Annotated in this window: 22 protein-coding genes and 1 tRNA gene; 9 read left to right on the plus strand and 14 right to left on the minus strand. The window is 62.3% G+C overall.

Going from position 1 to position 22,602, the window contains the following annotated elements:
• Positions 1 to 12: 12 nt before the first annotated feature.
• The 9 genes from ACN2XU_RS17410 to ACN2XU_RS17450 form a co-directional block, all read right to left on the minus strand.
• Positions 13 to 945, minus strand: a complete 933-nt coding sequence (locus ACN2XU_RS17410; protein ID WP_419411734.1) for a pseudouridine-5'-phosphate glycosidase — start codon at positions 943 to 945, stop codon at positions 13 to 15.
• The gene (locus ACN2XU_RS17415; RefSeq protein WP_419411735.1) at positions 942 to 1,835 is read right to left on the minus strand and encodes a PfkB family carbohydrate kinase; all 894 of its coding nucleotides are present in this window, start codon (positions 1,833 to 1,835) and stop codon (positions 942 to 944) included. The genes ACN2XU_RS17410 and ACN2XU_RS17415 overlap by 4 nt, the downstream gene beginning before the upstream one ends.
• 107 nt (positions 1,836 to 1,942) lie before the next feature.
• Entirely contained in the window at positions 1,943 to 2,818 is an 876-nt protein-coding gene (locus ACN2XU_RS17420) for an FAD:protein FMN transferase (protein WP_419411736.1), read from the minus strand.
• On the minus strand, positions 2,815 to 4,923 hold the full coding sequence (locus tag ACN2XU_RS17425; protein WP_419411737.1) for a 4Fe-4S binding protein: 2,109 nt from the start codon (positions 4,921 to 4,923) through the stop codon (positions 2,815 to 2,817). Before ACN2XU_RS17425 ends, ACN2XU_RS17420 begins: the two co-directional genes overlap by 4 nt.
• Before the next feature lie 85 nt (positions 4,924 to 5,008).
• On the minus strand, positions 5,009 to 6,043 hold the full coding sequence (locus ACN2XU_RS17430) for a TonB family protein (protein WP_419411738.1): 1,035 nt from the start codon (positions 6,041 to 6,043) through the stop codon (positions 5,009 to 5,011).
• Complete coding sequence (locus ACN2XU_RS17435) at positions 6,040 to 6,426, minus strand: ExbD/TolR family protein (RefSeq protein ID WP_419411739.1); 387 nt, start codon at positions 6,424 to 6,426, stop codon at positions 6,040 to 6,042. The genes ACN2XU_RS17430 and ACN2XU_RS17435 overlap by 4 nt, the downstream gene beginning before the upstream one ends.
• Positions 6,423 to 6,812, minus strand: coding sequence for an ExbD/TolR family protein (locus ACN2XU_RS17440; RefSeq protein WP_419411740.1), 390 nt, complete (start codon positions 6,810 to 6,812; stop codon positions 6,423 to 6,425). The genes ACN2XU_RS17435 and ACN2XU_RS17440 overlap by 4 nt, the downstream gene beginning before the upstream one ends.
• Positions 6,805 to 7,464 (minus strand): MotA/TolQ/ExbB proton channel family protein, encoded by a 660-nt coding sequence (locus tag ACN2XU_RS17445; protein WP_419411741.1) that lies wholly within the window; start codon positions 7,462 to 7,464, stop codon positions 6,805 to 6,807. The genes ACN2XU_RS17440 and ACN2XU_RS17445 overlap by 8 nt, the downstream gene beginning before the upstream one ends.
• A complete protein-coding gene (locus ACN2XU_RS17450; RefSeq protein WP_419411742.1) occupies positions 7,461 to 7,877 on the minus strand; it encodes a hypothetical protein in 417 nt (138 codons plus the stop codon). Before ACN2XU_RS17450 ends, ACN2XU_RS17445 begins: the two co-directional genes overlap by 4 nt.
• Positions 7,878 to 8,325: 448 nt before the next feature.
• Here ACN2XU_RS17450 and ACN2XU_RS17455 point away from each other — a divergent pair, with 448 nt between their 5' ends.
• Positions 8,326 to 8,862, plus strand: coding sequence for a hypothetical protein (locus ACN2XU_RS17455; protein WP_419411743.1), 537 nt, complete (start codon positions 8,326 to 8,328; stop codon positions 8,860 to 8,862).
• Between the two features lie 369 nt (positions 8,863 to 9,231).
• Here ACN2XU_RS17455 and ACN2XU_RS17460 read toward each other — a convergent pair.
• A tRNA-Ile gene (locus ACN2XU_RS17460) sits at positions 9,232 to 9,308 on the minus strand.
• A 221-nt stretch (positions 9,309 to 9,529) separates the two neighbouring features.
• Between ACN2XU_RS17460 and purM the strand changes: the two genes are divergently transcribed.
• Positions 9,530 to 10,576 (plus strand): phosphoribosylformylglycinamidine cyclo-ligase, encoded by a 1,047-nt coding sequence (purM, locus tag ACN2XU_RS17465; protein ID WP_419411744.1) that lies wholly within the window; start codon positions 9,530 to 9,532, stop codon positions 10,574 to 10,576.
• Complete coding sequence (gene purN / locus ACN2XU_RS17470; protein WP_419411745.1) at positions 10,573 to 11,160, plus strand: phosphoribosylglycinamide formyltransferase; 588 nt, start codon at positions 10,573 to 10,575, stop codon at positions 11,158 to 11,160. Before purM ends, purN begins: the two co-directional genes overlap by 4 nt.
• Here purN and ACN2XU_RS17475 read toward each other — a convergent pair.
• Complete coding sequence (locus tag ACN2XU_RS17475) at positions 11,143 to 11,337, minus strand: hypothetical protein (protein ID WP_419411746.1); 195 nt, start codon at positions 11,335 to 11,337, stop codon at positions 11,143 to 11,145. The genes purN and ACN2XU_RS17475 overlap by 18 nt on opposite strands.
• A gap of 233 nt (positions 11,338 to 11,570) precedes the next feature.
• Between ACN2XU_RS17475 and rnd the strand changes: the two genes are divergently transcribed.
• From rnd to ACN2XU_RS17500, 5 genes are all read left to right on the plus strand, one after another.
• On the plus strand, positions 11,571 to 12,728 hold the full coding sequence (gene rnd, locus ACN2XU_RS17480) for a ribonuclease D (RefSeq protein WP_419411747.1): 1,158 nt from the start codon (positions 11,571 to 11,573) through the stop codon (positions 12,726 to 12,728).
• A gap of 83 nt (positions 12,729 to 12,811) precedes the next feature.
• The gene (locus ACN2XU_RS17485; protein ID WP_419411748.1) at positions 12,812 to 14,110 is read left to right on the plus strand and encodes a HupE/UreJ family protein; all 1,299 of its coding nucleotides are present in this window, start codon (positions 12,812 to 12,814) and stop codon (positions 14,108 to 14,110) included.
• A gap of 236 nt (positions 14,111 to 14,346) precedes the next feature.
• Positions 14,347 to 15,114, plus strand: a complete 768-nt coding sequence (gene rpsB / locus ACN2XU_RS17490; RefSeq protein ID WP_419411749.1) for a 30S ribosomal protein S2 — start codon at positions 14,347 to 14,349, stop codon at positions 15,112 to 15,114.
• Positions 15,115 to 15,208: 94 nt separating this feature from the next.
• Positions 15,209 to 16,084, plus strand: coding sequence for a translation elongation factor Ts (tsf, locus tag ACN2XU_RS17495; RefSeq protein WP_419411750.1), 876 nt, complete (start codon positions 15,209 to 15,211; stop codon positions 16,082 to 16,084).
• Positions 16,085 to 16,812: 728 nt separating this feature from the next.
• The gene (locus tag ACN2XU_RS17500; RefSeq protein WP_419411751.1) at positions 16,813 to 17,325 is read left to right on the plus strand and encodes a GNAT family N-acetyltransferase; all 513 of its coding nucleotides are present in this window, start codon (positions 16,813 to 16,815) and stop codon (positions 17,323 to 17,325) included.
• A gap of 60 nt (positions 17,326 to 17,385) precedes the next feature.
• Here the strand turns inward: ACN2XU_RS17500 and ACN2XU_RS17505 are convergent, their stop codons facing one another.
• The gene (locus tag ACN2XU_RS17505) at positions 17,386 to 18,150 is read right to left on the minus strand and encodes a LuxR family transcriptional regulator (RefSeq protein WP_419411752.1); all 765 of its coding nucleotides are present in this window, start codon (positions 18,148 to 18,150) and stop codon (positions 17,386 to 17,388) included.
• A 300-nt stretch (positions 18,151 to 18,450) separates the two neighbouring features.
• The gene (locus ACN2XU_RS17510) at positions 18,451 to 19,410 is read right to left on the minus strand and encodes a Hint domain-containing protein (RefSeq protein ID WP_419411753.1); all 960 of its coding nucleotides are present in this window, start codon (positions 19,408 to 19,410) and stop codon (positions 18,451 to 18,453) included.
• Between the two features lie 570 nt (positions 19,411 to 19,980).
• Between ACN2XU_RS17510 and ACN2XU_RS17515 the strand changes: the two genes are divergently transcribed.
• Entirely contained in the window at positions 19,981 to 21,321 is a 1,341-nt protein-coding gene (locus tag ACN2XU_RS17515; protein WP_419411754.1) for a hypothetical protein, read from the plus strand.
• A gap of 268 nt (positions 21,322 to 21,589) precedes the next feature.
• Here the strand turns inward: ACN2XU_RS17515 and ACN2XU_RS17520 are convergent, their stop codons facing one another.
• The gene (locus ACN2XU_RS17520; protein ID WP_419411755.1) at positions 21,590 to 22,507 is read right to left on the minus strand and encodes a LysR family transcriptional regulator; all 918 of its coding nucleotides are present in this window, start codon (positions 22,505 to 22,507) and stop codon (positions 21,590 to 21,592) included.
• Positions 22,508 to 22,602: the final 95 nt, after the last annotated feature.

Consider the following 22,602-nt stretch of genomic DNA (forward strand, 5'->3'; position numbering starts at 1 on the left):
TCACAATGTCTGTTAAGCGGGAAGTTTCATTTCCTCCCGCAATGCGCACAATTCGCAGGCAATTTTCGCCCCGAAACGAGCGTTGTTGAGTACGAGTGCGATGTTCGCGGTCAGCGAGCGGCCCTCGGTCAATTCATAGATCCGTTGCAGCAGGTAGGGCGTGACCTGCTTGCCACGAATGCCGTGGGCTTCGGCATCTGCGGTCGCCTGCGCGATGATCGGGGCCATGACGGCATGCGGGATCTCATCGGATTCCGGAATGGGATTGGCCACAAGCTGGCCGCCGGGCAGCCCGAGCGCCTGCCGCAAGAGCTGTGCTCTGGCGATGTCTTTAGCCTCATCCATGCGCAGCGGCGCCTTGTGTCCGGCCGAGCGCGACCAAAACGCGGGCAGGGCGTCCTGACCGACCGCGATGGTCGGCACGCCCAGAGTTTCGAGCACTTCAAGGGTTTTGGGAAGATCCAGAATCGCCTTGGCCCCGGCTGCGATTACGGTCACCGGGCTCTGGGCCAATTCCTGCAGATCGGCAGAGACATCAAAGCTCTCTTCCGCACCCTTATGCACACCGCCAATACCTCCCGTGGCGAAAACACCGATTCCGGCCAACCGGGCCGCGATCATCGTGGCTGCAACGGTGGTTGCACCGGTGCCGCCCTGCGCCATGCATACGGCCATATCGGCGCGGCTCAGTTTGGCTACATTTTTCGCCTGCGCGAGCGTGTGCAGTTGATCATCGGTCAAACCGATATGCAGCGTGCCGCCGATCACGGCGATGGTCGCCGGAGTCGCGCCGCCCTCGCGGATGGTGTCCTCGACCCTACGGGCCATTTCGAGGTTCTGCGGCCAGGGCATTCCGTGCGTGATAATGGTCGATTCAAGCGCGACGATAGGCGTGCCCGCGTCCAATGCTGCACGAACTTCGGGCGATGCGGTATAGAGGGTCATAGGGAGATTTCTCCTGAAACATGGGCGGCCGCTGTGTCCAGGGCAAATGTGAGCGCGTCTTCGCGATCGAGACCGCGTCGCTCGCCTGCCATGTGGGCGGCCATGAAGGTGTCGCCAGCCCCGGTAATCCGTGTCACGTTCACTTCCGGGGGGCGCTTTGTGATAAGAGCATCCGCGGTGGCATCGGCACAGCATTCGCGGCCGTTGGTGACCACGGCGCGACATGCGCCACGCTCGATCAACATGGCCGCCGCTTGCGGTGCGCTGGTAAATGTCGTCTCGCAGAGCAAGCCCGCTTCTTCGAGATTGACGTAAAGCGTGCCACGACGGTGCAAAAGAAACGGTCGCAGTCGCTCGGCCTTGCCCGGCGAAGCCGGGGCGATGCGCAGATCAGCCTCGGAAAAGGCATCATCTGCGACGATGTCCGCCAGCAACGTTTCGGTCAGATTGCCATCGAGCGCGATCTGTCCGGCATAGGGAGCGCCGACGCTGCCCAGGGTGCCATTGCGCAGCGGATCAAGAATGCGCGCGCCCGCCGCCTCAAGCGAATGGGCATCGGCAATCGCGGCGATCAGGCCGCTGGGCGCTTCGATGGCCATGTAAACATCCGTCGGCAGGTCTTCTGAGCGATAGACATGCGTCATGTCCAGCCCAAGTGCCGCGCAGCGCGCGATCAGTGCATCGCCTTCGGCGTCGTGGCCAATCGCGCTGAGCATCACGGGCTGCATGCCAAACCGACTGAGAGTCATGGCTATGTTGAGGGCAACGCCGCCCGGAATACGTGTGATGCGGCCGGGAACATCGTTCCCGGGACGCATTTCGCTGAAGGTGCGGCCGATCACGTCCCAGAGGGCGGAGCCGATACAAAGGATTTGCGGTGCAGTCGACATGGTGCTTCTTTTGACCTGCGCCGCGCCGAGGCGCAAGATGCACTGTCGCTGCGCCGAAAATCTCGCGCAAACCGCCATCAATCACTGAAGAACAGGCGCAAAATGCCCTAAATGCTGCGTAAGTTTCCCTGCTGATCAATGGCGATGATCCGGCGCAAGCCAGCCTGACGCTTCAATTGTCTCAGACGATCAAGCCGCATGAACACACCCGCGGTCGAAAGCGCATCCGCCAGCGCCGCGCTGTCTGCCTCGATCGAAAGCGTCGACCAGAGCGGCCGCTGGCCTTGCGGGCCGAGAATATGCCCATGTCCGCCAAGCAAGAGCGCACCGGGACTGGAGGTTGCGATTGCATGTCCGCTCAGCGTTACCTGACCGGCCATGCCAAATGCCGGATCGGACAGGCCCAGCCGGAACGGGCCGCCCAGCGCGGCATATTCGCCGATGTTAATCAATGCCTTGGTAAATCCGCGCTGATGGAGCGCGTCGCGGACCAGGTCCGTCGCATAGCCCTGGGCAACGCCGTTGAACGTGAGCTTCTGTCCCGGGGCCATCCGGATTTGCCCGAGAACATTGGATTGTACGCGGTCCCATCCGATCAAACTCCGCGCGGCACCGGGATTTTCGCCTTTGGCCAGCGCGTCCCAGAGCGGCTGCACGGTTGGATCGAACAGGCCGTCCGTCACGTCATGCGCCGCAGAAACCCGCTGCACCAGGTCCTCGAACAGGCCGCCGGGCGCGGACAGCCGTCCGTCTCGATTGAGTCGCGACAGCATCGACGCCGACCGATAGAGGCTGAACGTATCCTCAAAGGTTTCAAGCCAGCCGGACAATTCGGCGAGCGCGGCGGATATCTCGGACCGAGGTCCATTCAAGGTCAGGCTCACGTTTGCCCCGAGCGCCTGCCCCTGCCATGACTGTGCTTCAACGAAACGCGGTGCGCAGGCGAAAGCGGCGGCGACGGCGATAAAGCGACGGCGTTTCATTCGGCTGGCACCTCATTGGGATGGCCCGTGCGGCGTGGGCGGCGCTTTTCCTTGCGTGCTTCAAGGACCAAAGGCACGCACTGATCTGCATCATCGTGGATGCTCACGCAGTCAAGGCATTGGAAACACTCGTCATACTGGATCGCACCGGATTTCTCGATGGCCCCGTAATTGCATTTCACCCGGCACAGCTGGCAGGGCGCGCCGCAGTCCACCCGCCGGGGAATCCACTTGCGCAGGCGCAGCGCCCCGCCAATGGCCATAAGCGCGCCGAGCGGACAGAGGTAGCGGCAAAACCCCTTGAACACAAAAAGTCCCAGAACCAGCCACAGCGCTGCATAGGCGGCATAATACCATTCGCGCAGAAAGAAGGTGGTGATCGCAGTCTTGAAGGGCTCGATTTCGGCGGCCTTGTCCATGTGCTCCGGTTTCAGGACCGTCACAGTCACAAGGCCCGCCAGCGCGACGTATTTCACCGATTTCAGCCGGTCGTCCCAAAGCGCCGAGGGCTCGATCCGGGGCAGACGCAACAGCCGTCCAAGGTGGTGTGCGAACTCCTGCAGGGCGCCGAACGGACAAAGCCAGCCACAAAACAGCCCTCGCCCCCACAGCACGAAGCCAAGCAAGGCTGCGAGCCAGACCAGCAGGGAAAACGGATCATACAGCAGGAAGGCGAAGGCGCCGCCGGAGATGGCCGCCTGCAGCGCGGCGAGGGGCGTAACGATCGAAAGCTGCCCCTGTCCCCACCATCCAACAAAGCCCAGAACAAAGGCAAGAATGCCAAGCCGAACCGGCGTAAAGGCCCGCAGCCCGGCAAGGTGCGACTGGCCAAACAAGAGCAGCGGCAGGAGGGCCATAAGGAAACCCGCGAGAAGAATCAGATCGCTTTTTCGATTTTGGATCGCCTCTTCGAAGGGGGAGCGCCGCTGGATCTGTCCGGGACGGGTGAAAAACCGATCCGGGGTGGACAGCTCCCGGATCAAGGTGACGGCGCCGACCTCTGGCTGAAACATGCCGTGTTCGCGCAACGCCTTGACGGAGATCTCCCATGGGCTGGCCGGATCGAAGCCGAGCCGTCGATCGGTACGCAGGATCAGAGCGGTGCCATCGTGCAGGGCGTCCGGCACGTCGTCCGCCAGTTCGACAAAGATGTCCGCATCGCGCAGCGCGACGGGAAACCCGCCCTGCGACGCCCCGACAAGGTCTGGCGCGGTGTTGCGCACGAACGCGTCGGAGACAAGACCGTGCCGCGCGGTTTCGATCATCAGCACCGGCTCATCAAAGCCGGAAATCTCGACGAACCGATCGAGTTCGGTGAGCGTATCCTCCGACAGGATCGCGCGGGCGATGGACCGCGGCCCGAGATCGGCGACCCACAGATCGAGATAGGCATCATTGGGATAATCGAGCGCCTCCGGATCATCGTCTTCCCAGGTCGTGCCTTCGAACTGTGCCTGTACCTCCGCGTTGCTGACCTGAAACCGGGTGATCAGCCCCTGATCGACAAGGGCCTGCCAATCGAGGTCTTCGTCAACGGCCGGATCCGGGAAGGCCGGCGGCCCGGCCGCGATCCCACCAAGTTTTTCGCGCGCCACATGGAGCGCGGCAGCAAGGATCGATTCATGCGCGATGCGCACGCTCGCCGTCGCCTTCGTCACGCCGTCGAGATAGACCAGCCCCGATCCCGCACCGCCGTCGCCGTAGGGCGTGCCGACCACCAGAGTGTCGGAAATCGAATGGCCGCGATATTGTTCCATGAAGGCGTGGAAGGGCGCCTCGCCAAGGCCGGAGACAAAGATCGGTTCATTGTGGTCGAGCAGCTGCACATCGACGAATTGCCCTTCGAGATCAAGCACGACAAGCATGTTGATCGGCGCGCCGGAAAACCCGGGCAGGGCGGCCAGCGGTTCGGTCTGAAACACGTAACCGGCCTTGGCGCCGCCGGAATTGAGAAGATCGTAGACGCCGGTCTCCGGGTCCTGCTCGCCCAGCGCCATGGGCGCATAGATATACGCCGCGAGCACGTCGCGGGTTTTGACCTCGGCCAGTGCCGCCGTCAGGCTCAGCAGCCAGACGGCCAGCGCAATGAAAATACGTGCTCCCATTTCCGCGACACTAAGGGGGGCAAATCGTGCCGCCTATGCGACCTTGGTTTTAGAAATCTGGACCGGCATCACGGGCGCGGGCGGCCTATCGGGATTGGATGTTCACGGCGTGCGCCCTGTCCGCGCCGGGCGGCGGCGCCGGACAGGGACCGGCGCGCCGGATCATGCTCATCGCTGCCCGGTCAAGCGCCGGGTTGCCCGAGGGGCGCGACAGAACCACCGCCGTGATGCGCCCACTGTCCGTAATGCGAAACGACACGCGGGCGGTGCCGCCGCCGCGCACGCCTGGGCGGCCTGCTCGGGCGATACAGCGTGCAACGACGCCCCTGTAATTCGACGCGGCCGCGTTTCCGCTGGCCTTGGTCTTGCCACCGCTGCCGCTGGACCGGGCTTTTGCAGTCGTCTGTCCCGTGGCCGTTCCGGCGCGGGTGGTTTGCGCGGCATTTCCGGTGCTGCTCGGTTTCGGCGCGGGGTTGGTCTTGGGCGGCTTGGCCTGTGCGCGGGGCGCGGGATCGGGTTTGTGCGTCTGCTCGAACGCGGCGCTGCGCGGGTTGGGGCGAAGTGAGCGTGTGACGGCCCCGGTGGCCGGCGCGCTGCCTTCGAGGACCTGCAGCGCGGTGTCGGTCCTGCCTGGCTCGGGCGGGACCGGGGGGGCGGATGCGGGCGCTTGTCTGGCGGATGCAGGCGCCGGTGTGGCGGGAAGCGCGGTCAAGCCCGGGACCGCGGGCGCAGGCTCGCTCGTGGTTTGTGCAACCAGCGGTTCGAACGGTGAAGGGGCAGCGCCGGGCGCTCGCGGCGCTGTCGGAACAATGGTGGACGGTACGGGCGACACCGCCGATGCGGTCGAGGATGCGCTTTGCTGCACCGGGTCCGGTTTTGCGGCGCGCAGCGCGAGCGCGGGTTTTGCCGGGATCGGGCTGGCGACGGCCTGCGCGGCCTGTGGCTGCGTGACGCCCTGCACCATATCGGCAAAGCCGTTGCCAAGGCGGACGGTCGCGCCGCCCGTCGCCCCTTCGATGCGCGTGGTCTCATCCGGGAGCAGCACCACGGCCAATGCCACATGTGCGCCAGCGGCCACCGCCAGAGCGGCCAGCTTGATCGCGAGCGAACCCCGGATCACCGCAGCCCCCGTTCGGTGACGATCACAACGCTTTGCGCGCCAGCGATGCGCAGGGCCCGGCCAAGCGCGACCAGATCCGCCGCAGGCAGGGCACGGTCCGGGACCACGCGCACCCGCGCCCGCGCCGGAGTGTCGAGACTGTTGATAAAAGCCGCAGCATCGGCAACTGGCCCGCCGCGATAGCTTAGCCGACCGTCCCGATTCACGACAAGCGCATCCGGCGGGGCTTGCCCAGCGAGGGTCTCCGTGTTGACAAGTCTCAGGTCGCGATCCAAGGGAACCGCCAGCGTCCCGGCCACCAGAAAGAAGATCAGCATCAGAAAAACGATGTTGATCAGGGCAATGGTCGGCTCGCGCTCGGTCCTGGCACGGCGCACTCTCATCCGTTTTGCTCCAGCACGGTCACCTCGGCCTTTGGCACCGTGCGCAGGGCCACCAGCAGATCAGTCAGCCGCTGCGCATCCACCGCCCCGCGCAAGGAGACGAGAACCGATCCCGGGGCATCGCCAAGCAAGGGGGCCAGCCTGTCGGCAAGCGCGTCCAGAGACACGGCGCGGCCATTGAGGTCCAACGTCGCGACCCCAAGCCTGAGGAAGACCGGCGGCCTCTCGGAGGGCGGGGCCGTGCCCCCGGCGGCGCCCGCCGACAGGTCCACCTCGGCAAAGCGGGTGAAGGTCGAGCTGAGCATGAAGAACAGCAGCAGCAGGAAGATGACATCAATCAGCGATGTCATGGACAGCCTGCGCCGCCGTCGCTCGCGTCTAAGCATGGGTGGGTTCCGCTGTGGCCCCGGGCTGCGTCGCAGGGTCCGCATCCCCGGTCGGTGCAAGGATGGTGCGCAGGGCAGCCCCGGCCAGAACACGCTCGGCGTCGATCCGCGCCTCGAACCAGTTGAGCACGATGGTCGTCGGCATCGCCACCGCAAGCCCCACCGCCGTGGTCAGCAGCGCGACCCAGATCCCGCCCGCCAGCACGGAGGGGTCAACCTGACTGCCTGCGTCCTGCAGCGCCTGAAACGCGGAGATCATCCCAAGAACGGTGCCAAAGAGCCCGAGCAACGGGGCAAGCTGCGCCACGGTATCAAGCACGCGAAATCCGCGTTCGAGCGTTGCGAACCGGGTCTCGGCCTCTGCCTTGAGCCGCTCTGCGTCGGTCTGGCCGTCAATGGCCATTTCGATGACCGGACGCAGATAGCTCGTGGAGTTCTGCAAGTCGCTGCGGGCCTGCGCACGTGCGCCCGCGTCCCATGCCGCAACGGCCCGGCGCAGGGCCTTGTGTCGCCCGACACCCGCAGCCGTGAATTGCCACAGCTTGTAGAGCACGACCGCAAGCACCAGAACCGACAGCGCCCCGAGCAGCAGCACAACCGGCCCGCCAAGATCGAAAATCCGGCGCAGCGCATCGACCAATGCGGCACTCATCCGATCACCTCAACCGCGATGCGCGAGCGCAGCCTCAGGCCCTTGCCGCACAGAGCGCTCTCGGCCTCGCCGCTCTGACAACTTTGTACGCCGTTGATCAACACCTGGCCCAGCGCCTCGCAGCTCAGATCAGGGACCATAAATTGCCGCACCCGGGGGCGGCCCGCGGGCAGGGCGCCAAAATCAAAGAGCGTCAGACGATCCACCGTGCCGCCCTGATCAAACAAAACCGCCTCGAAGACGGCCTTGTCGATGTCGGCGTCATGGCCATTCTGGATCAGGAAACTCATGCGGCAGGCGGCTTCGACCGTCTCCACCGAGTTCAGCTCGATGCTGAGTGTGCCGGCGGCGTAGTCCTGGGCAAGGGCCTGCACCGGAACGAGAAAGGCAAGGCAGAGGGCAATCCGGCGCATGGCAGGCTCCTGTTATCGGTGGTGGAATGGCTGAGTATCAGACGCAAACCGCAATCCTCGTGTGCGTACCAAAGGTTGCATGGCCGCTCAAGAAGGCGCTTCAACCCTCGGGGCAGGGGGCCGGGCTTGGGCTGCATTCCGCCGCATCTGCCTGTGCCTCCCTGTGATGCGCGCTGGCAATGGAGCGAGCCTTTTCTCTTGTTCTGGCGCAGCAGTCCACCTGTCTTGTGCGCACGGGTCCTTTCTCCTGACGATGCGATCAATCGGAACGGCGGCATATCGCCATGGCTTGAACTTGGGGGGGCGATCCTGGCTGCCGCGTTGACACCGCGCCATGCCGCGCACCGTCAGACCGGAAAACTCTGGCTCCTTGTGCCACAGCGGGTTAAACGCGACCATCCCAACGTTCAGACCATGACCACCCCGACGCAGATCGGGCAGATGCTCATTGAATATACGTGCGAGCGCATCGGGGGGGCTTGGCTGTAACGACCGCCGCGATATTGGCTGCGGCCTGCGCTTTTCGGAGAGTTTTCTCGACCTTGGCCTGCCACCTGGCGGCCATGCCGGGATCGACGTCCACAAGGCGCTGGTTGCGTTTCTTCAGACCGCAGTCGACGAGCCACGGTTTGCCGATCATCACGGGAATGCGTCCAACGCCATAAACAACAAGACGGGCGAGGCCATGACGCCCCGCACGGCGTTGCCCTTCAGTGGCCCGATGTTCGACCTGATGCCGATGGTCCCGGTCATTCCCGATCGGAACCCGAACGCGGCGGGCGATTCCCTCGCATTCTCCCGCCGCATCATCCGCGATGGCGGGCCCCTGTTCTTTTCGGCCTTTGTTCAGGACGACGCAGAACAGGTCCGGCAACGGGTCCCGGAAAATCCGGGTCCGAAACCCGGCTACGCGGCGCATGGTATGAGCGATCTTCTGACGGAGGCCTGTTGGCGCATCGTATCCCGCGACAACTGCCGATCATGACGTCATACCGGTGCCGCCCGGTCCAAGCGCCAGTCAGAGACTGCGTCAGCGCGGCTCCTTCGAAGAATGCGAAACACCGGGCAGGGACTGATTCCGCAGGCGATCTGAATGCGCGCGTCCTTATACGTGGTTCGAGGATTCGACCGGGTGCGCAGCGTGACGGACCGCACCAATGAAACCGGCGCGGGGAGAGACCCGGCACCCGGTTGTGCCATGGACGGCCAAGGCGTTGCTCTTGCGCACCGGCGTTTGCGCATTCCCGAACGCATACACGAATGCCAGAGGAAGACAGGAGCCGTTTTTCCATCCCGGCGTCTCGGAGCGCGGTCCAGATCGGTCTTTTCTCACCTAATGAGGGAACGGCAGGTTTGGTAGGCCCGGAGGGACTCGAACCCCCAACCAAGGCGTTATGAGCGCCCTGCTCTAACCAATTGAGCTACAGGCCCACCGTGTGACTTTGAGTATGTCCGAGAATGCGCCGCGTCAAGACAGGGAACGTGCGGGTCGTCGCGGCGGAGGGCGGATTGTCCCGGCGCACGGCGCTGGGGTCCGGAAGACGCGCAACCCTGTCATAAAGCGGACCCGGGGCGCGCTGAAACGATACCCGTGACGTTGCGTGCGCAGCATGAATGGGCTATCGCGGCGGCATATTCTCAGGAGAGCCGAGATGAGCGACGCCAAGACACCAGTGACCTATGCCCAGGCGGGCGTTGATATCGACGCGGGCAATGCCCTTGTGGACCGGATCAAACCTGCCGCGAAAAAGACCAACCGCCCGGGCGTGATGTCCGGTCTTGGCGGCTTTGGCGCATTGTTTGACCTCAAGGGCGCGGGCTACAGCGATCCCATTCTGGTGGCGGCGACGGACGGGGTTGGCACCAAGCTGCGCATCGCGATCGACACCGGCCATGTGGACGGCGTGGGCATCGACCTTGTTGCCATGTGCGTCAATGATCTGGTGTGTCAGGGCGCGGAGCCGCTGTTTTTCCTGGACTATTTCGCGACAGGCAAGCTCGACACCGACACTGCGGCGCGGGTTGTCGAAGGCATCGCCGAGGGCTGCGCGCAGTCCGGCTGTGCCCTGATTGGCGGCGAGACGGCGGAAATGCCGGGGATGTATCCGGCGGGCGATTTCGATCTCGCGGGATTTGCCGTGGGGGCCATGGAGCGCGGCAGTGATCTGCCCAAGGGCGTCGCTGCGGGCGATGTGCTGATCGGTCTGGCCTCCGACGGGGTGCATTCGAACGGCTACAGCCTCGTGCGCAAGCTGGTGGAGATCTCCGGCCTTGGTTGGGATGCGGATTGCCCCTGGGGAGAGGGCACACTTGGCGCGGCGCTGCTGACCCCGACGCGGCTTTATGTGAAACCGGCGCTCGAAGCGGTCCGGGCGGGCGGCGTGCACGCGCTGGCGCATATCACCGGCGGCGGTCTGACCGAGAACCTGCCGCGCGTGCTGCCCGAGGGCATAGGCGCGGCGGTCAACCTGAACGCTTGGGATCTGCCCCCGGTCTTCAAATGGATGCAGGAGACCGGCAATATAGAGGCCGCCGAGATGCTCAAGACGTTCAACTGCGGTATCGGCATGGTGCTGGTGGTGGCCGCCGAACATGCGGATGTGCTGTTCGATACGTTGGCCGCAGCGGGCGAGACGCCCGTGCGCCTCGGCACGGTTACGGGCGAGAGCGGGATGGCCTACGAGGGCGCGCTTTCGTGAAACGGGTCGCGATTCTCGTGTCCGGCGGCGGGTCCAACATGGTCAGGCTGGTCGAAAGCATGACCGGCGATCATCCCGCGCGGCCTTGTCTCGTGGCCTCCAACGATCCCGACGCGGGCGGTTTGAAGAAAGCGGCGGACATGGGCATTGCCACCGCCGCGGTCGATCACCGGCCGTTCAAGGGCGACCGCGAAGCCTTCGAGGCGGCGCTGCGCGAGCACATTGATGCGTCGAACCCGGATATTCTCTGCCTTGCGGGCTTCATGCGGATTCTGACGCCTTCCTTTATCGCGGCCTACGAGGGGCGGATGTTGAACATTCACCCCTCGCTCCTGCCCAAGTACAAGGGCCTGCACACGCACCAAAGGGCGCTGGATGCGGGCGACAGCGAAGCGGGCTGCACCGTGCATGAGGTCACGCCCAAGCTGGACGATGGTCCCATCCTTGGACAGGCGCGGGTGCCGATTGAACCCGGCGACGATGCGGACACGCTCGCCGCGCGGGTTCTGGTTCAGGAACACAGGCTGTATCCGGCGGTGCTGCGCCGCTTTGCCGGTGGCGAGCGGTCACTGCTCACGTTGTAGGCGCTGCGCGCTGCCGCTGTTGCCATGCCAATCCGGCGAGGCAGGTGCGGGCGGTGCCATGAGAGCCGTCAGCCCGAGGCCAATCAGCAAGGCCGCCGCCGTCGCCAAAGCGGTAAGATCGCCGCGCGACAGCGCGGTTTGGGGCAGGGCAGGGTGTGTGATATCAAGCGACGCCATGGTCATTCCTCTTGTTAGCGGGTCATGCCGCCGAGATATCCGGTTGGGCAGCATTCTTGAAACGAATGATTGTTGCCAACGGCATCACAAAACGTGATTTCCGGAGCAGGGTGTCCTTTCCAACCCGATTGCATCTTCCGAAGCTGCACCGGGTGAATTGCTCTTTCCTGATGAATGAGGTTAGGGTGGTCAAACCGAGACGGAATAGTCGAGAAAGGACGAAACGGCGGCTCATGAGAACGATAACAACAACAGCAGACCTGTCCGAGTTCTGCAAACAGGCCGAGTCAGAGCCCTATGTCACCGTCGATACCGAATTTCTTCGCGAACGGACCTACTACTCCAAACTGTGCCTGATCCAGCTGGCGCTGCCCGGAACCGATGACAGCAATGCGGTTCTGGTCGATCCGCTGGTGGACGGGCTGTCGCTGGATCCGCTGATCGCGCTGTTTCGTAACGAAAATGTCGTGAAGGTGTTTCACGCGGCGCGGCAGGATCTCGAAATCTTTTTCATCGACAACAATGTCATCCCCAAACCGTTGTTCGACACGCAGGTCGCCGCCATGGTCTGCGGCTTTGGCGAACAGGTTGGCTATGAAACCCTGGTCAAGCGCATCGTGAAGGGCGCCGTGGACAAAAGCTCGCGCTTTACCGATTGGTCGCGCCGCCCATTGACCGATGCACAGAAAACCTATGCGCTGGCGGACGTCACGCACCTGCGTCAAATCTATGAATTTCTTGCGCGCAAGCTCGATGAGACCGGCCGGGCCCGCTGGGTGGCCGAGGAACTGAGCACGCTGACCGATCCCGAGACCTATATTTCGCGCCCCGAAGAGGCATGGCAGCGGGTGCGCACGCGCTCCAACGCGCCGAAATTCCTGGCCATCGTGCGCGAACTTGCCGCCTTCCGCGAGGAGTATGCCCAAAGCCGGAACATCCCGCGCAACCGGGTCTACAAGGACGACGCGCTGGTCGAGTTGGCCTCGACCAAGCCGCAGAATATGGGCGATCTCGGCCGTTCGCGCCTGCTCCTGCGCGAGGCCCGCAAGGGCGAAATCGCCGATGGGATCCTCAAGGCGGTCAAAGACGGGCTTGAGTGCCCCAAGGACAAGCTGCCCAAGGTCGACGAAAGCCGCGACAAGCTGCAGGTCAACCCGGCGCTTGCCGATCTGCTGCGCGTGCTTCTGAAGGCCCGCACCGAAAGCTCCGGTGTCGCCTCCAAGCTAATTGCACCGGCGGCGGATCTCGATGCCATTGCCGCCGGTCTGCGCGATGTTCCGGCGCTGTCCGGGTGGCGCCGGGAGGTTTTTGGGGAGGACGCGCTGCGCCTGTGCGATGGCAAGATCGCGCTGGCGGCCAAAGGGCGCAGCGTTCAGGTGATCGACCTTTGAAAAGTTGCGCACCGCGTGGCTTTTTCTCTTGAACTTCGGGGGCGGCGCGTCACTTTCACACCTTGAAAAACAAGGAGAAAGACATGCGCATCGTCCTCGCGGCTCTGGTCTGGCTGGCTTCGGTCTCATTTGCAGTTGCGCATGAGGTCAGACCCGCCATCGGCGATCTGACAGCCGCCGACGGCCAGATTTCCTTGAAAATCGAGATGAACGCCGAGGCAATCCTGGCCGGGGTCGATCTCGAAGGCGTCGCCGATACCAACGAAACCGAAGGCTCGGACGACGTTGACGCGCTGCGCGCCATGCCGCCAGAACAGATCGAAGAGCGCCTGCGGGAGCAGATCGGCGCGATTGTCTCAGCCCTTGCCGTGCAAGCCGATGGTGTACCGGTGGATCTCGCTCTTGATCAGATCACGGTGCCGCCGGTCGGTGATGTCTCGCTGCCGCGCGATACAAGTCTGGAGCTGTCGGCCCCGTTGCCCGAAGGGACCGAGGCCATCGAGGTTTCATGGCCCGCGCGCTATGGCACGCTGATCCTGCGCCAGCAGGGCGTCGAGGATGGCTATACCGGCTATCTTGCCGGCGGCAGCAGCGGGCCGATCACGGTGCAGGGTGGCGATGCCACGGGCGCTCTGGCCACCTTTGCGGGTTACGTGCCGGTTGGCTTTGATCACATCCTGCCCAAGGGGCTGGACCACATCCTTTTTGTGCTCGGGCTGTTCTTTCTGTCCACCCATCTGCGACCGCTGATCTGGCAGATTTCCGCCTTCACCTTGGCGCACACCGTCACCCTGGCGCTTGGCGCGCTTGGCTATGTCAACATCCCGGGTAGCATCGTCGAGCCGATCATCGCCGCATCCATCGTCTATGTTGCGGTCGAAAATATCGTTTCGGACAAGCTGCATCGCTGGCGGCCGCTGGTCATCTTTGTCTTTGGCCTGCTGCACGGTCTCGGTTTTGCCAGCGTTCTGGGCGAATTCGGCCTGCCGCAGGATCAGTTCGTCCCGGCGCTGATCGGCTTCAACGTCGGCGTCGAGGTGGGGCAGCTCACGGTGATCGCGCTGGCGTTTCTTCTGGTCGTGCTGGCGCAGCGCGTCGATATGGGCGAGGCCGACATTCGCACCGGTCAGGTCATCTACGGCGTTCTCACGCTTGGCTTCGTCGCACTCAGCTTTGTCGTCAACGGTCCGGCCTTTGTGGAGACCATGGGGGCGGGCGCGCCGATCTTCTTCTGGCCGCTGGCCGCGCTTTGCCTGCTGTGCTTCTTGTCGGTAACATTCCTCGACCGCCTGGACGCCTATCGCCGCTTTGTCGCCGTGCCGGCGTCCGTCGGGATCGCGTTGGTGGGCGGCTACTGGTTCGTGGAACGCGTGTTCCTCTGATCCCAGCCGCCGGGTGTGCGAAACGCGGCCCCGGCCCTGTGCCGGGGCCTCTTTGCCTTTGAAAACCGGTCTGTCCGACAACGGGGGTTGCGCCCTGCGCCAATCCCGTCTAAAGGCTCGCGCACGAACCCCGCAGGCGGGGGCGGGCCTTGGGACAGACATCCCCCAAAGTCCACCGGTTGAGGCAGATGCCTTGATCCCCCGCCGAGGATATTAAACCGGAAAGGATACAAGGCATGGCTCTTCCTGAGTTCACCATGCGTCAGCTGCTCGAAGCTGGCGTTCACTTTGGCCACCAGACGCAGCGCTGGAACCCCCGCATGGGCGAGTTCATCTATGGCGCGCGTAACGGCATCCACATCATGGACCTGACGCAGACCGTTCCGATGCTGGATCAGGCACTGACCGCCATCCGCGACACCGTCGCCAAGAATGGCCGCGTTCTCTTCGTAGGCACCAAGCGTCAGGCCGCTCAGCCGATCGCCGACGCCGCCGAGAAATGCGCTCAGTATTACATGAACCACCGCTGGCTCGGTGGCACGCTGACCAACTGGCAGACCGTTTCCCAGTCGATCAACCGCCTCAAGTCGATCGACGAGACAATGGCTCAGGGCGCCGAAGGCCTGACCAAGAAAGAGCGTCTCGGCATGGAGCGTGACCAGCAGAAGCTCGAAGCATCGCTCGGCGGGATCCGCGAAATGGGCGGCGTTCCGGACATGCTGTTCGTCATCGACGTCAAGAAAGAAGCGCTGGCCGTGGCCGAAGCCAACAAACTGGGCATTCCGGTTGTTGCCATCGTCGACACCAACTGCTCGCCCGACGGTGTGGACTACATCATCCCCGGCAACGATGACGCGGCCCGCGCCATCGCGCTGTACTGCGATCTCGTCTCCCGCGCGGCCCTCGATGGCATGACCGGCCAGATGGAAGCCGCAGGCGTGGACCTCGGAGCGCTCGAAGATGCGCCCGCGGAAGAGGTTCTGACCGAGGCGCAGGGCGAGTAAATCGCCCGCTGTCGCATGGGCGACACGAAACTGTGACAGACCGAGGCGGGCCACGACGGGCCTGCCTCAACAGCTTTATTCGAGGAGAGCCAACATGGCGATTTCTGCTAAGCAGGTTAAAGAACTGCGCGAGATGACCGGCGCAGGCATGATGGATGCCAAGAAGGCGCTGGTGGAAACCGACGGCGACATGGATGCGGCCGTGGATTGGCTGCGCACCAAGGGCCTCGCAAAGGCCGCCAAGAAATCCGGCCGCACCGCCGCTGAGGGCCTTGTTGCCGTCAAGGTCGACGGTGGCAAGGGCGTCGCCGTTGAGGTGAACTCCGAGACCGATTTCGTTGCCAAGAACGCCGATTTCCAGAACATGGTCGCAGGCATCGCAAACGCCGCGCTGACCGTGTCCGACGTCGAGGCCCTCAAGGCCGCCGACCTCAATGGCAAACCCGTTGCCGACGTAATCACCGACAAGATCGCAACCATCGGCGAAAACATGTCCGTGCGCCGCATGGAATCCGTGGAAGGCGACGTGGTTGCCTCTTACGTGCACAACGCGGCGACGGATGGCATGGGCCAGATCGGTGTTCTCGTGGCGCTCAAGGGCGGTGACGAAGCCTTTGGCAAACAGATCGCCATGCACATCGCAGCGGCCAACCCGCAGGCCCTCAACGAAGCCGAGCTCGACCCGGCGATCGTCGAGAAGGAAAAGCAGGTCCAGATGGACATCGCCCGCGAATCCGGCAAGCCGGAAGCCGTGATCGAAAAGATGATCGTCGGCCGCATGAAGAAGTTCCTCGCCGAAGTGACCCTGACCGGCCAGCAGTTCGTCATGGACACGGACAAGACCGTGGAGCAGGCCGCCAAGGATGCGGGCGCCGAGATCGTCGGCTTCGTGCGCATGCAGGTTGGCGAAGGCATCGAGAAAGTCGAAGAAGACTTCGCAGCAGAGGTGGCCAAGGCCGCCCAGGGCTAAGTCTACCCTGATATCAGACGTGAAACGGCGTGGTCTTTGCGGACCGCGCCGTTTTCTTTTGTCCGGGGCCATCCACTGGCGTAACCGGGGCAGGGCGGTCATAGCTGAAAGGGATCCGGGGCCCCCGCGATGAGACATTGGGGATGATGCGGGGCCCCCGGAAGTATGCCGGTCCGGCGAGGGCTGAAATTGCCCCGCCGAAACCAGCGCCGGACTGAACCGGCAAAGCCTCAGTGCCCGGAAATGACCGGGGTTGCGGCCTCTGCGTCCCATGGCATTAAAGCCACCACTCACGGAACAGTGACAGATTGCCAAATGACGTGAGGTAACGAAAGTCGGGATTTCCGGACCTCCGGTTTTCCCTACCGTTATTCACGTAGATTTTACGGTTGGACCGATCCCGAAAAATCCGGAGCAGGCGGTAAAGATCGAATGGGTGCCGAGCGTTACACAAACTTCACTTGTCCGGATGCCGTCTCCCGGATTAATGCGGGACATGCTGTATCGCGACATGACCTCTTTCGATTGCCATCACGACGGCCTTGCTATGAACGGCGCCGGGTAAACCAGTCGCCGCCCGGTGTCGCGAGATCTGGACTGCGACGACCACCATCATGACAATCCGCTCCTGTTTCATCACAAGGCCTCGCAGCGTGCCTTTGCATGTGTGTGGATCGGGTCCGGGAGAGGCCACGTCGAAGGCGTCGCCCCCGCAACGAGGTTTGACCATGACCAACACCCAAATCATACTGCGCCCCCATGATGAGGCGGAGACGGAAGACCTGCGCCAATTGGAGCGCGCGGCGCATCGGCGCTACCTGTCATTGAAAGACTTCGAGAAAATTGTTGCTGCCCCGGCGATCAACCCCGAACGTTTCAGGACGGGGACAACGCGGGTGGCCGAGTTTGCCGGACGCAGAGCGGGCTACATCATCGTCCAGCCGCTTGACGACGTCCTATACATCGCGAGCCTTATGGTCGACGACGGGATGTCCGGAAAAGGCATCGGGCAACGGTTGCTGGCATGGGCAGAAGACTGTGCAGCGGAGGCAGACGTGGCAGGGACATGTCTGGCGACATTCCGCACGCCGAGGTGGAATGCGCCATGGTACAGCAAGCTTGGATACACACGGATGCCGGAGGCGCGGATCGGCCCGGACCTGCGGGCCATCCTTGATCGCCATGCGACGTTCCTGGACATGACAACCCGGATCACCCTGTGGAAGCCTTGCCCGGCATGAGAGGCCGGGGATCATCGCACCGCGCAGAGAGACGCCGGGGCAGGGCGCGCCTACCCGCTGTCACCGGGCTTCGATGATGAACATCTGATTGTGGAAGGCTGCCTTGGCCACGGCCTGCGCGGTGGTCTCGACATTCAGCGTTTCGCGCGCAAGGCGCAGATGCTTTTCAATCGTCGCCTGCGTCAGCCCCATGATCTGTGCGATGTCCTGCATGGTCTTGCCATCACCGACCCATTCCAGCGCCTCGCGTTGCCGCGGCGTGAGTGTCTGGTTCTGCAGCGGCACCGGCAGGGTCAGGATCTTCAAGTGGACGATATTGTTCAGCAGAACGATATCCTTGCCGTCCTTTTCCCAGATCTCATCCGCCTGATCCTGGCTCAGCTCTGCGCGCGTGGTCAGCGAAATCGCGCCCTTGGCGCGGCTCGATACGGACTTGAAGCTGATGGTATACCCGGCATGAACCTTGTGCGAGAGGTTGAACTCAAGCACTTTGCGCTCTTGTTCGGTCAGATCACCGGCCGTCACACGCGGCGCCATCACACGCCAGCTGCAAAAGCCTTCATTGGACAGCGCCCAGCGAACCATCGGCGCATGACGATACAGACCACCCTCGACAAACCCTTTGCGATAGGCGGGCGTGTGATTGGTCAGAACCACGAAATCGTTGGGATCGCCGAGCGAGTTTTCCGTCCGGAAGTTGGTGAAGCCATAAATCAGCCGGTCGAAACCGTACAAGGCCATCCGTTCGCAATGCGCGTTCCAAAGCTCTTCGACGCTATCCTTGTTCGTCAATTCAATCAGATAGTCGCGCAGATCGGCGTTCATTGTTCCGGGCTCTCCATGACACGGCCGGCTGTGCCACACCGTGCGTTTCCAATGCGGCGCGGCAAGAGATCGACAAGCGGGCCAACACTGTACCCTTAGGTAAGCCTTTCGCGCTCACTCTGTCCAGCACGGGCATGTGCCACAAAGCGCGTTTGACGCAAAATAGTGACCATTCGGTCAGGAAACCGGTCCTCGGGCCGCCCGCGCGGGATCCGGTCCTTGCGTCAAAAAGCGTGCAGGCTCGGGGGCAGGGGCAGCTTAGACGGGCACTCTCTTGCTGTGTTTGCTGCCCCGGTTATCTCAGGCGCTCAGGCCAGGGTTCGAAACAAACCCCATCGCGCCGTCATCAATCCCGAGCCGCGTCTTCAGTTTATCGGGCAAAAGGCGCGCGGACGTGATGCGTGGGTGGTTCATTTCCGGAACGATGCGTTCGACCCCATACAGATCAAGATATTCCTGGTAATTGTCGAATTGTCTGCGGCCCACCGGATCAACAAAGGTTTCGGCTTCGGCGCCATTGGCAAGGATCACGTTATGATCCGCTGTCTCGATATGGAAATAGGTGACCTCATTGGCCAATTCGGACAGCGGCACCCAGTCGACGGTTGTCCCGTTGACCAGGGCCGAGGCGTTGATCACCAGACCGTCCAGCAGCATGCCGTGATCGCCAGTCACCATGAGGTCCGTATGCGGCAGGCCGTCGCCCAGAGAGCCGGCACGAAAGCGCACCGGTTGCGCCTTGTGACGCGCAAAGACACTGACCAACTTCTGGCGGCCGACCCATTTCACCGGCACAAAAGAGCCACCGTGGGTCGCGACCATGTCGCCGATCTCAAGCGTCTCGACCGTCTTGCTGCCGCACTGCGTGGCGATCTCGGTGCCGGTTGCAAAACAGGTCGGAAACGGATCCGTCTGCCGCGACGCATAGTCAATCGGGTTGGGAAAACTGAAATCCGACACGGACATACCGGCTGGCACGACAACCAAAACCTGGATCACCTCTGGCGGCGTATACCGTGCCGCCCCTTGAACCATCAGCAATTCCATTGATCCGCCACCAACCAAGTCAACCTGCATGTTGCCAAGGTAGTTGAGATCATTTCCGGCAACACTGCCAAGAACATCGCCGTTTTCAAAAGTTGTGTCGCCTTCGCCATCGTCGAAAGTGAAGTTCTGAACTTGCGTGCCCTGGAACAGGGACGCGTTGTTCGTCGTATCAACTTGATAATCGGCGTAGCCGGATATTTCATACGTTGGCATTTAGGATGTATCTCCGAAGGTAGGGCTGCGAGCTGCAGCGCGCGTGTTTACCGAAGGCAAAGGCCTTTTCCGCGATCTTTTATTGAAGAGATTGATTTCATTGCAGTAAACTTTTCATCTTTTTCAATACATAGACTGGCAGAGTTCGGAATCGCAAGGCGGTTTTCACCAGGAACCATCCGGCCAAGAAATACGGTATCGCACGCCCTTCACTCGGCTTGGCCGAATTCCAATCGGCCAAGCTGGGATGCCAGACCCGGTAGATCGTCCGGGGGCTGCGCCTTCTTTTTGGATTGCCGGGACGGCGCCGGGTTTTCCTGCTGTTCAGAATTTTTGGTACGACGAAGCACCAAAAACAGGGCCGTAACTGGACCCCACGAACGCGCCGTGACACCGCTCCGCGCGCCCCCCCGGGCGGCCAGCGCGGCTCTCGCTGGCATGCAATGATCAGCCTAAGCGGCAGGGCCGGGAGCCCCCCTTGCGGCCAAGGATAGGCTGGGACATGCTCAAGACGCGACGACAGACCCCTCAGGGATCTGACAATTACCCAACAATGACTTTGAGGTTTTCATGAAGACACGACCGCGTTTCACTCTCTTCGCCATGATCCTTGCCATGCCGCTTGGATCGATCGCTGTGACCGCGTCTGCGCAAAATAACGGCTATGCGCCGGCCGATATTCCGCCGGAGAACCATCTGCGTCTTGAGCAGATGCTGCGCATCGCGGGCTATCCGACCGGTCCGGTCGACGGCACGTTTGATGTGACGTCGAGCCGCGCGCTTTTCGCCTATGGCCGCGAAAACGGCTATTGGCGGACCAAAGCCAATTTTACAATGGAAATTTACGACGCCCTGGCCGACCATGTGGCAATGATCGAACGGGGGGAGGTCAGCCAAATTCGCCCCAATTGGGAGGTCGAGGGATGGGAGCTGACGGATGCGTTGCGAAAGATCGGGTGCTATGGACCGAACTTCGATGAGAGTCGGGACGTGGACCGCCAGGCCCGCCGCGAGGCACAAGCGGCGACAGCGTTGGATGACCCATCGCTAACCCGCCTGGACATTGATTTCTCCTCCGGGATGGACGGTCGCGCGTATGTGAAAAAGGACTGCGCAAAACCGGAGCTGCGCATCTACGCCGACCTGTCGCGAGAACCTTCGCGCGGCGGGCTTGAGAAATTGATCGACCAAATGGAGCGAAAGGCCGGGGTCTTTGATGAACCATGCGGTGACGTGCGGCAGGTAACGCTGACGACCTATGCGGAAGGCAATCGGATACTCGACTTTGAGTACAATCTCTACGACGGAAATAGCACGAGCAGAGTAAACCCCGAGCGACATTCTCTCGGGGCAACGCGCGTCTTCGCCGCATGGGAGGCCGCAAGAAACGGCGATTTCGAGAGCCTTTCGAATGGCCTTGATGAGACCGCCTTCTTCGGAACACTTCGCAATGCAGATCTGATGCGTTCCATTCAGGACGGGTCCTACATGTCCATTGGAGCGAGCTCAAATTTCAAGCAAGGCCTGATTTTCGCGTGGCAGTGGTATTTGGAAGATTACCAGGACATCTGCATTCAAGGCGGCCTTGATAATGTCACGGTCGAGGAGTTTACGGACGGCGGGATCCAGAAACTCACAAGTGGCTTGTCCCGATACCTTCAGACATCGACAAACACGCAAACCGGTGACGTGCGGGTGCAATACGCACTGACAATGAAAAACAAGTTTGCCGAGACTTACCTGGCTTCCGTCAATGGTGGGCTTCGTGTTGATTATGCCTATGCGATGAAGCCAGAGGTAAAGTCCATGCGGCAGGATCTGTCGGACATCATTCATTACTACCGGTGTTCGGGGAAGCTGGAAGCGTTCGAGGATCGCCTCACGGACGCTGCGCTCAAGCCGTTCAAATGATCGACCGTTGGTGGGTCCGGTTCAGAAGGAACCATGGCCGTTACCCAACAAACCAAGTTGATCAACGCTGGGACCCGATAGACTAAGCCGTATCGCTGCTGCCCTTGGCGCCTTGGGAAATCCGCGCCAAGGGCAGCAGCACATGGAAGACAAGGTCATTCGGGTTACTCAGGCATTACCATAATACCGATTATAGGATAAAGCATGCGTCCTTGAGCCATCATCGCCAACCTCCGCCCTCCGATCCCGCCGGGCCTGGTTTCGTGGGTCAGAGGCTGCGCAGAACCCGTTCGAAAACCATGGCTGCGGCCTGGTTCAATTCGCGTGTGTGATGGCGGATGACGAAATACGGTGAAACGGAAATCTCCTCCGCGACGTCGATTGTCGTCATGCTGCCCGCAAAGCCGTCGCCTTCGAGAAGATCCGCCACCTCGCGCGATTGCGGCGAGATCGTATCGCTTGCGCTGATGGATGACAGAACGATCAGCAAGGATGAGCTGTTGATCACGCGCGGCGGTGTCGGCTCCCCGGCGTTCAGAAAGGCCATCTCGACGGCCTGCCGGATCGGCGAGCCGCGTTCCTGAATCACCCAATCATAACTCAGCAGATCGCGCAGCCGAACGCCCGGGCGCCCGGCGAGTGGATGCCCCTTGCGCACCACAAGCCGCACTGTCTCGGCGCGCGCGGGATGAACGAGGAACTCGCGGCTGTCCTGCCATCCGGGAATGCGCGCCAGGATGAAATCGAACCGGCCTTCTTCCAATCCCCGGACCAGATCGCTCGACGGGCTCACGTCGATGCTGATCGCCATATCCGGAGCGGCGTCTCGGATCTGCTGAATCACCGGCATCAATATGCCCACCGCCGGGCCCGTCACCGCGCCGATCCGCACCTCACCCGCCTGCCCTTTGATCAGACCTTGCACTTCGGCTTCGAGGCTGTCGAGCTCGGACAAGACGACGCGCGCATGGCGCAGAAAGGCGCTGCCCACCGGGGTCACTTCCATACCCTTGGGCGTGCGCGTAAAGAGCGGCGCGGCCACGTCCCGTTCGATATCCGCAAGAATGCGCGACGCGGCGGGCTGTGACATGTTAAGCGCGCCGGCCGCGATCTGAATTTGACCGACCTCTGCAATCTTCAGGATCAGTTTCAGATGTGTCAGCTTGAGACGGCGCATCAGGTCCATATTTCATACCAATAAAGTTATACCCTGCGCGCGCAATAGCATTTTACAGGTATGCACTTGCACAATAGTCATACGAATGGGTTAACAATACCCAG

It is taken from the genome of Pacificoceanicola niger, assembly GCF_048553275.1.
Taxonomy (GTDB): Bacteria; Pseudomonadota; Alphaproteobacteria; order Rhodobacterales; family Rhodobacteraceae; genus Pacificoceanicola.

Coding starts and splice junctions, on each gene's coding strand:
- ACN2XU_RS17485 (WP_419411748.1), top strand. CDS start 12,812: ATGCGCATCGTCCTCGCGGCTCTGGTCTGGCTGGCTTCGGTCTCATTT.
- ACN2XU_RS17475 (WP_419411746.1), bottom strand. CDS start 11,337: ATGGCGTCGCTTGATATCACACACCCTGCCCTGCCCCAAACCGCGCTG.
- ACN2XU_RS17410 (WP_419411734.1), bottom strand. CDS start 945: ATGACCCTCTATACCGCATCGCCCGAAGTTCGTGCAGCATTGGACGCG.
- purM (WP_419411744.1), top strand. CDS start 9,530: ATGAGCGACGCCAAGACACCAGTGACCTATGCCCAGGCGGGCGTTGAT.
- ACN2XU_RS17425 (WP_419411737.1), bottom strand. CDS start 4,923: ATGGGAGCACGTATTTTCATTGCGCTGGCCGTCTGGCTGCTGAGCCTG.
- ACN2XU_RS17520 (WP_419411755.1), bottom strand. CDS start 22,507: ATGGACCTGATGCGCCGTCTCAAGCTGACACATCTGAAACTGATCCTG.
- ACN2XU_RS17515 (WP_419411754.1), top strand. CDS start 19,981: ATGAAGACACGACCGCGTTTCACTCTCTTCGCCATGATCCTTGCCATG.
- tsf (WP_419411750.1), top strand. CDS start 15,209: ATGGCGATTTCTGCTAAGCAGGTTAAAGAACTGCGCGAGATGACCGGC.
- rpsB (WP_419411749.1), top strand. CDS start 14,347: ATGGCTCTTCCTGAGTTCACCATGCGTCAGCTGCTCGAAGCTGGCGTT.
- ACN2XU_RS17445 (WP_419411741.1), bottom strand. CDS start 7,464: ATGAGTGCCGCATTGGTCGATGCGCTGCGCCGGATTTTCGATCTTGGC.
- ACN2XU_RS17440 (WP_419411740.1), bottom strand. CDS start 6,812: ATGCTTAGACGCGAGCGACGGCGGCGCAGGCTGTCCATGACATCGCTG.
- ACN2XU_RS17450 (WP_419411742.1), bottom strand. CDS start 7,877: ATGCGCCGGATTGCCCTCTGCCTTGCCTTTCTCGTTCCGGTGCAGGCC.
- ACN2XU_RS17435 (WP_419411739.1), bottom strand. CDS start 6,426: ATGAGAGTGCGCCGTGCCAGGACCGAGCGCGAGCCGACCATTGCCCTG.
- ACN2XU_RS17415 (WP_419411735.1), bottom strand. CDS start 1,835: ATGTCGACTGCACCGCAAATCCTTTGTATCGGCTCCGCCCTCTGGGAC.
- rnd (WP_419411747.1), top strand. CDS start 11,571: ATGAGAACGATAACAACAACAGCAGACCTGTCCGAGTTCTGCAAACAG.
- ACN2XU_RS17505 (WP_419411752.1), bottom strand. CDS start 18,150: ATGAACGCCGATCTGCGCGACTATCTGATTGAATTGACGAACAAGGAT.
- ACN2XU_RS17500 (WP_419411751.1), top strand. CDS start 16,813: ATGACCAACACCCAAATCATACTGCGCCCCCATGATGAGGCGGAGACG.
- ACN2XU_RS17420 (WP_419411736.1), bottom strand. CDS start 2,818: ATGAAACGCCGTCGCTTTATCGCCGTCGCCGCCGCTTTCGCCTGCGCA.
- ACN2XU_RS17510 (WP_419411753.1), bottom strand. CDS start 19,410: ATGCCAACGTATGAAATATCCGGCTACGCCGATTATCAAGTTGATACG.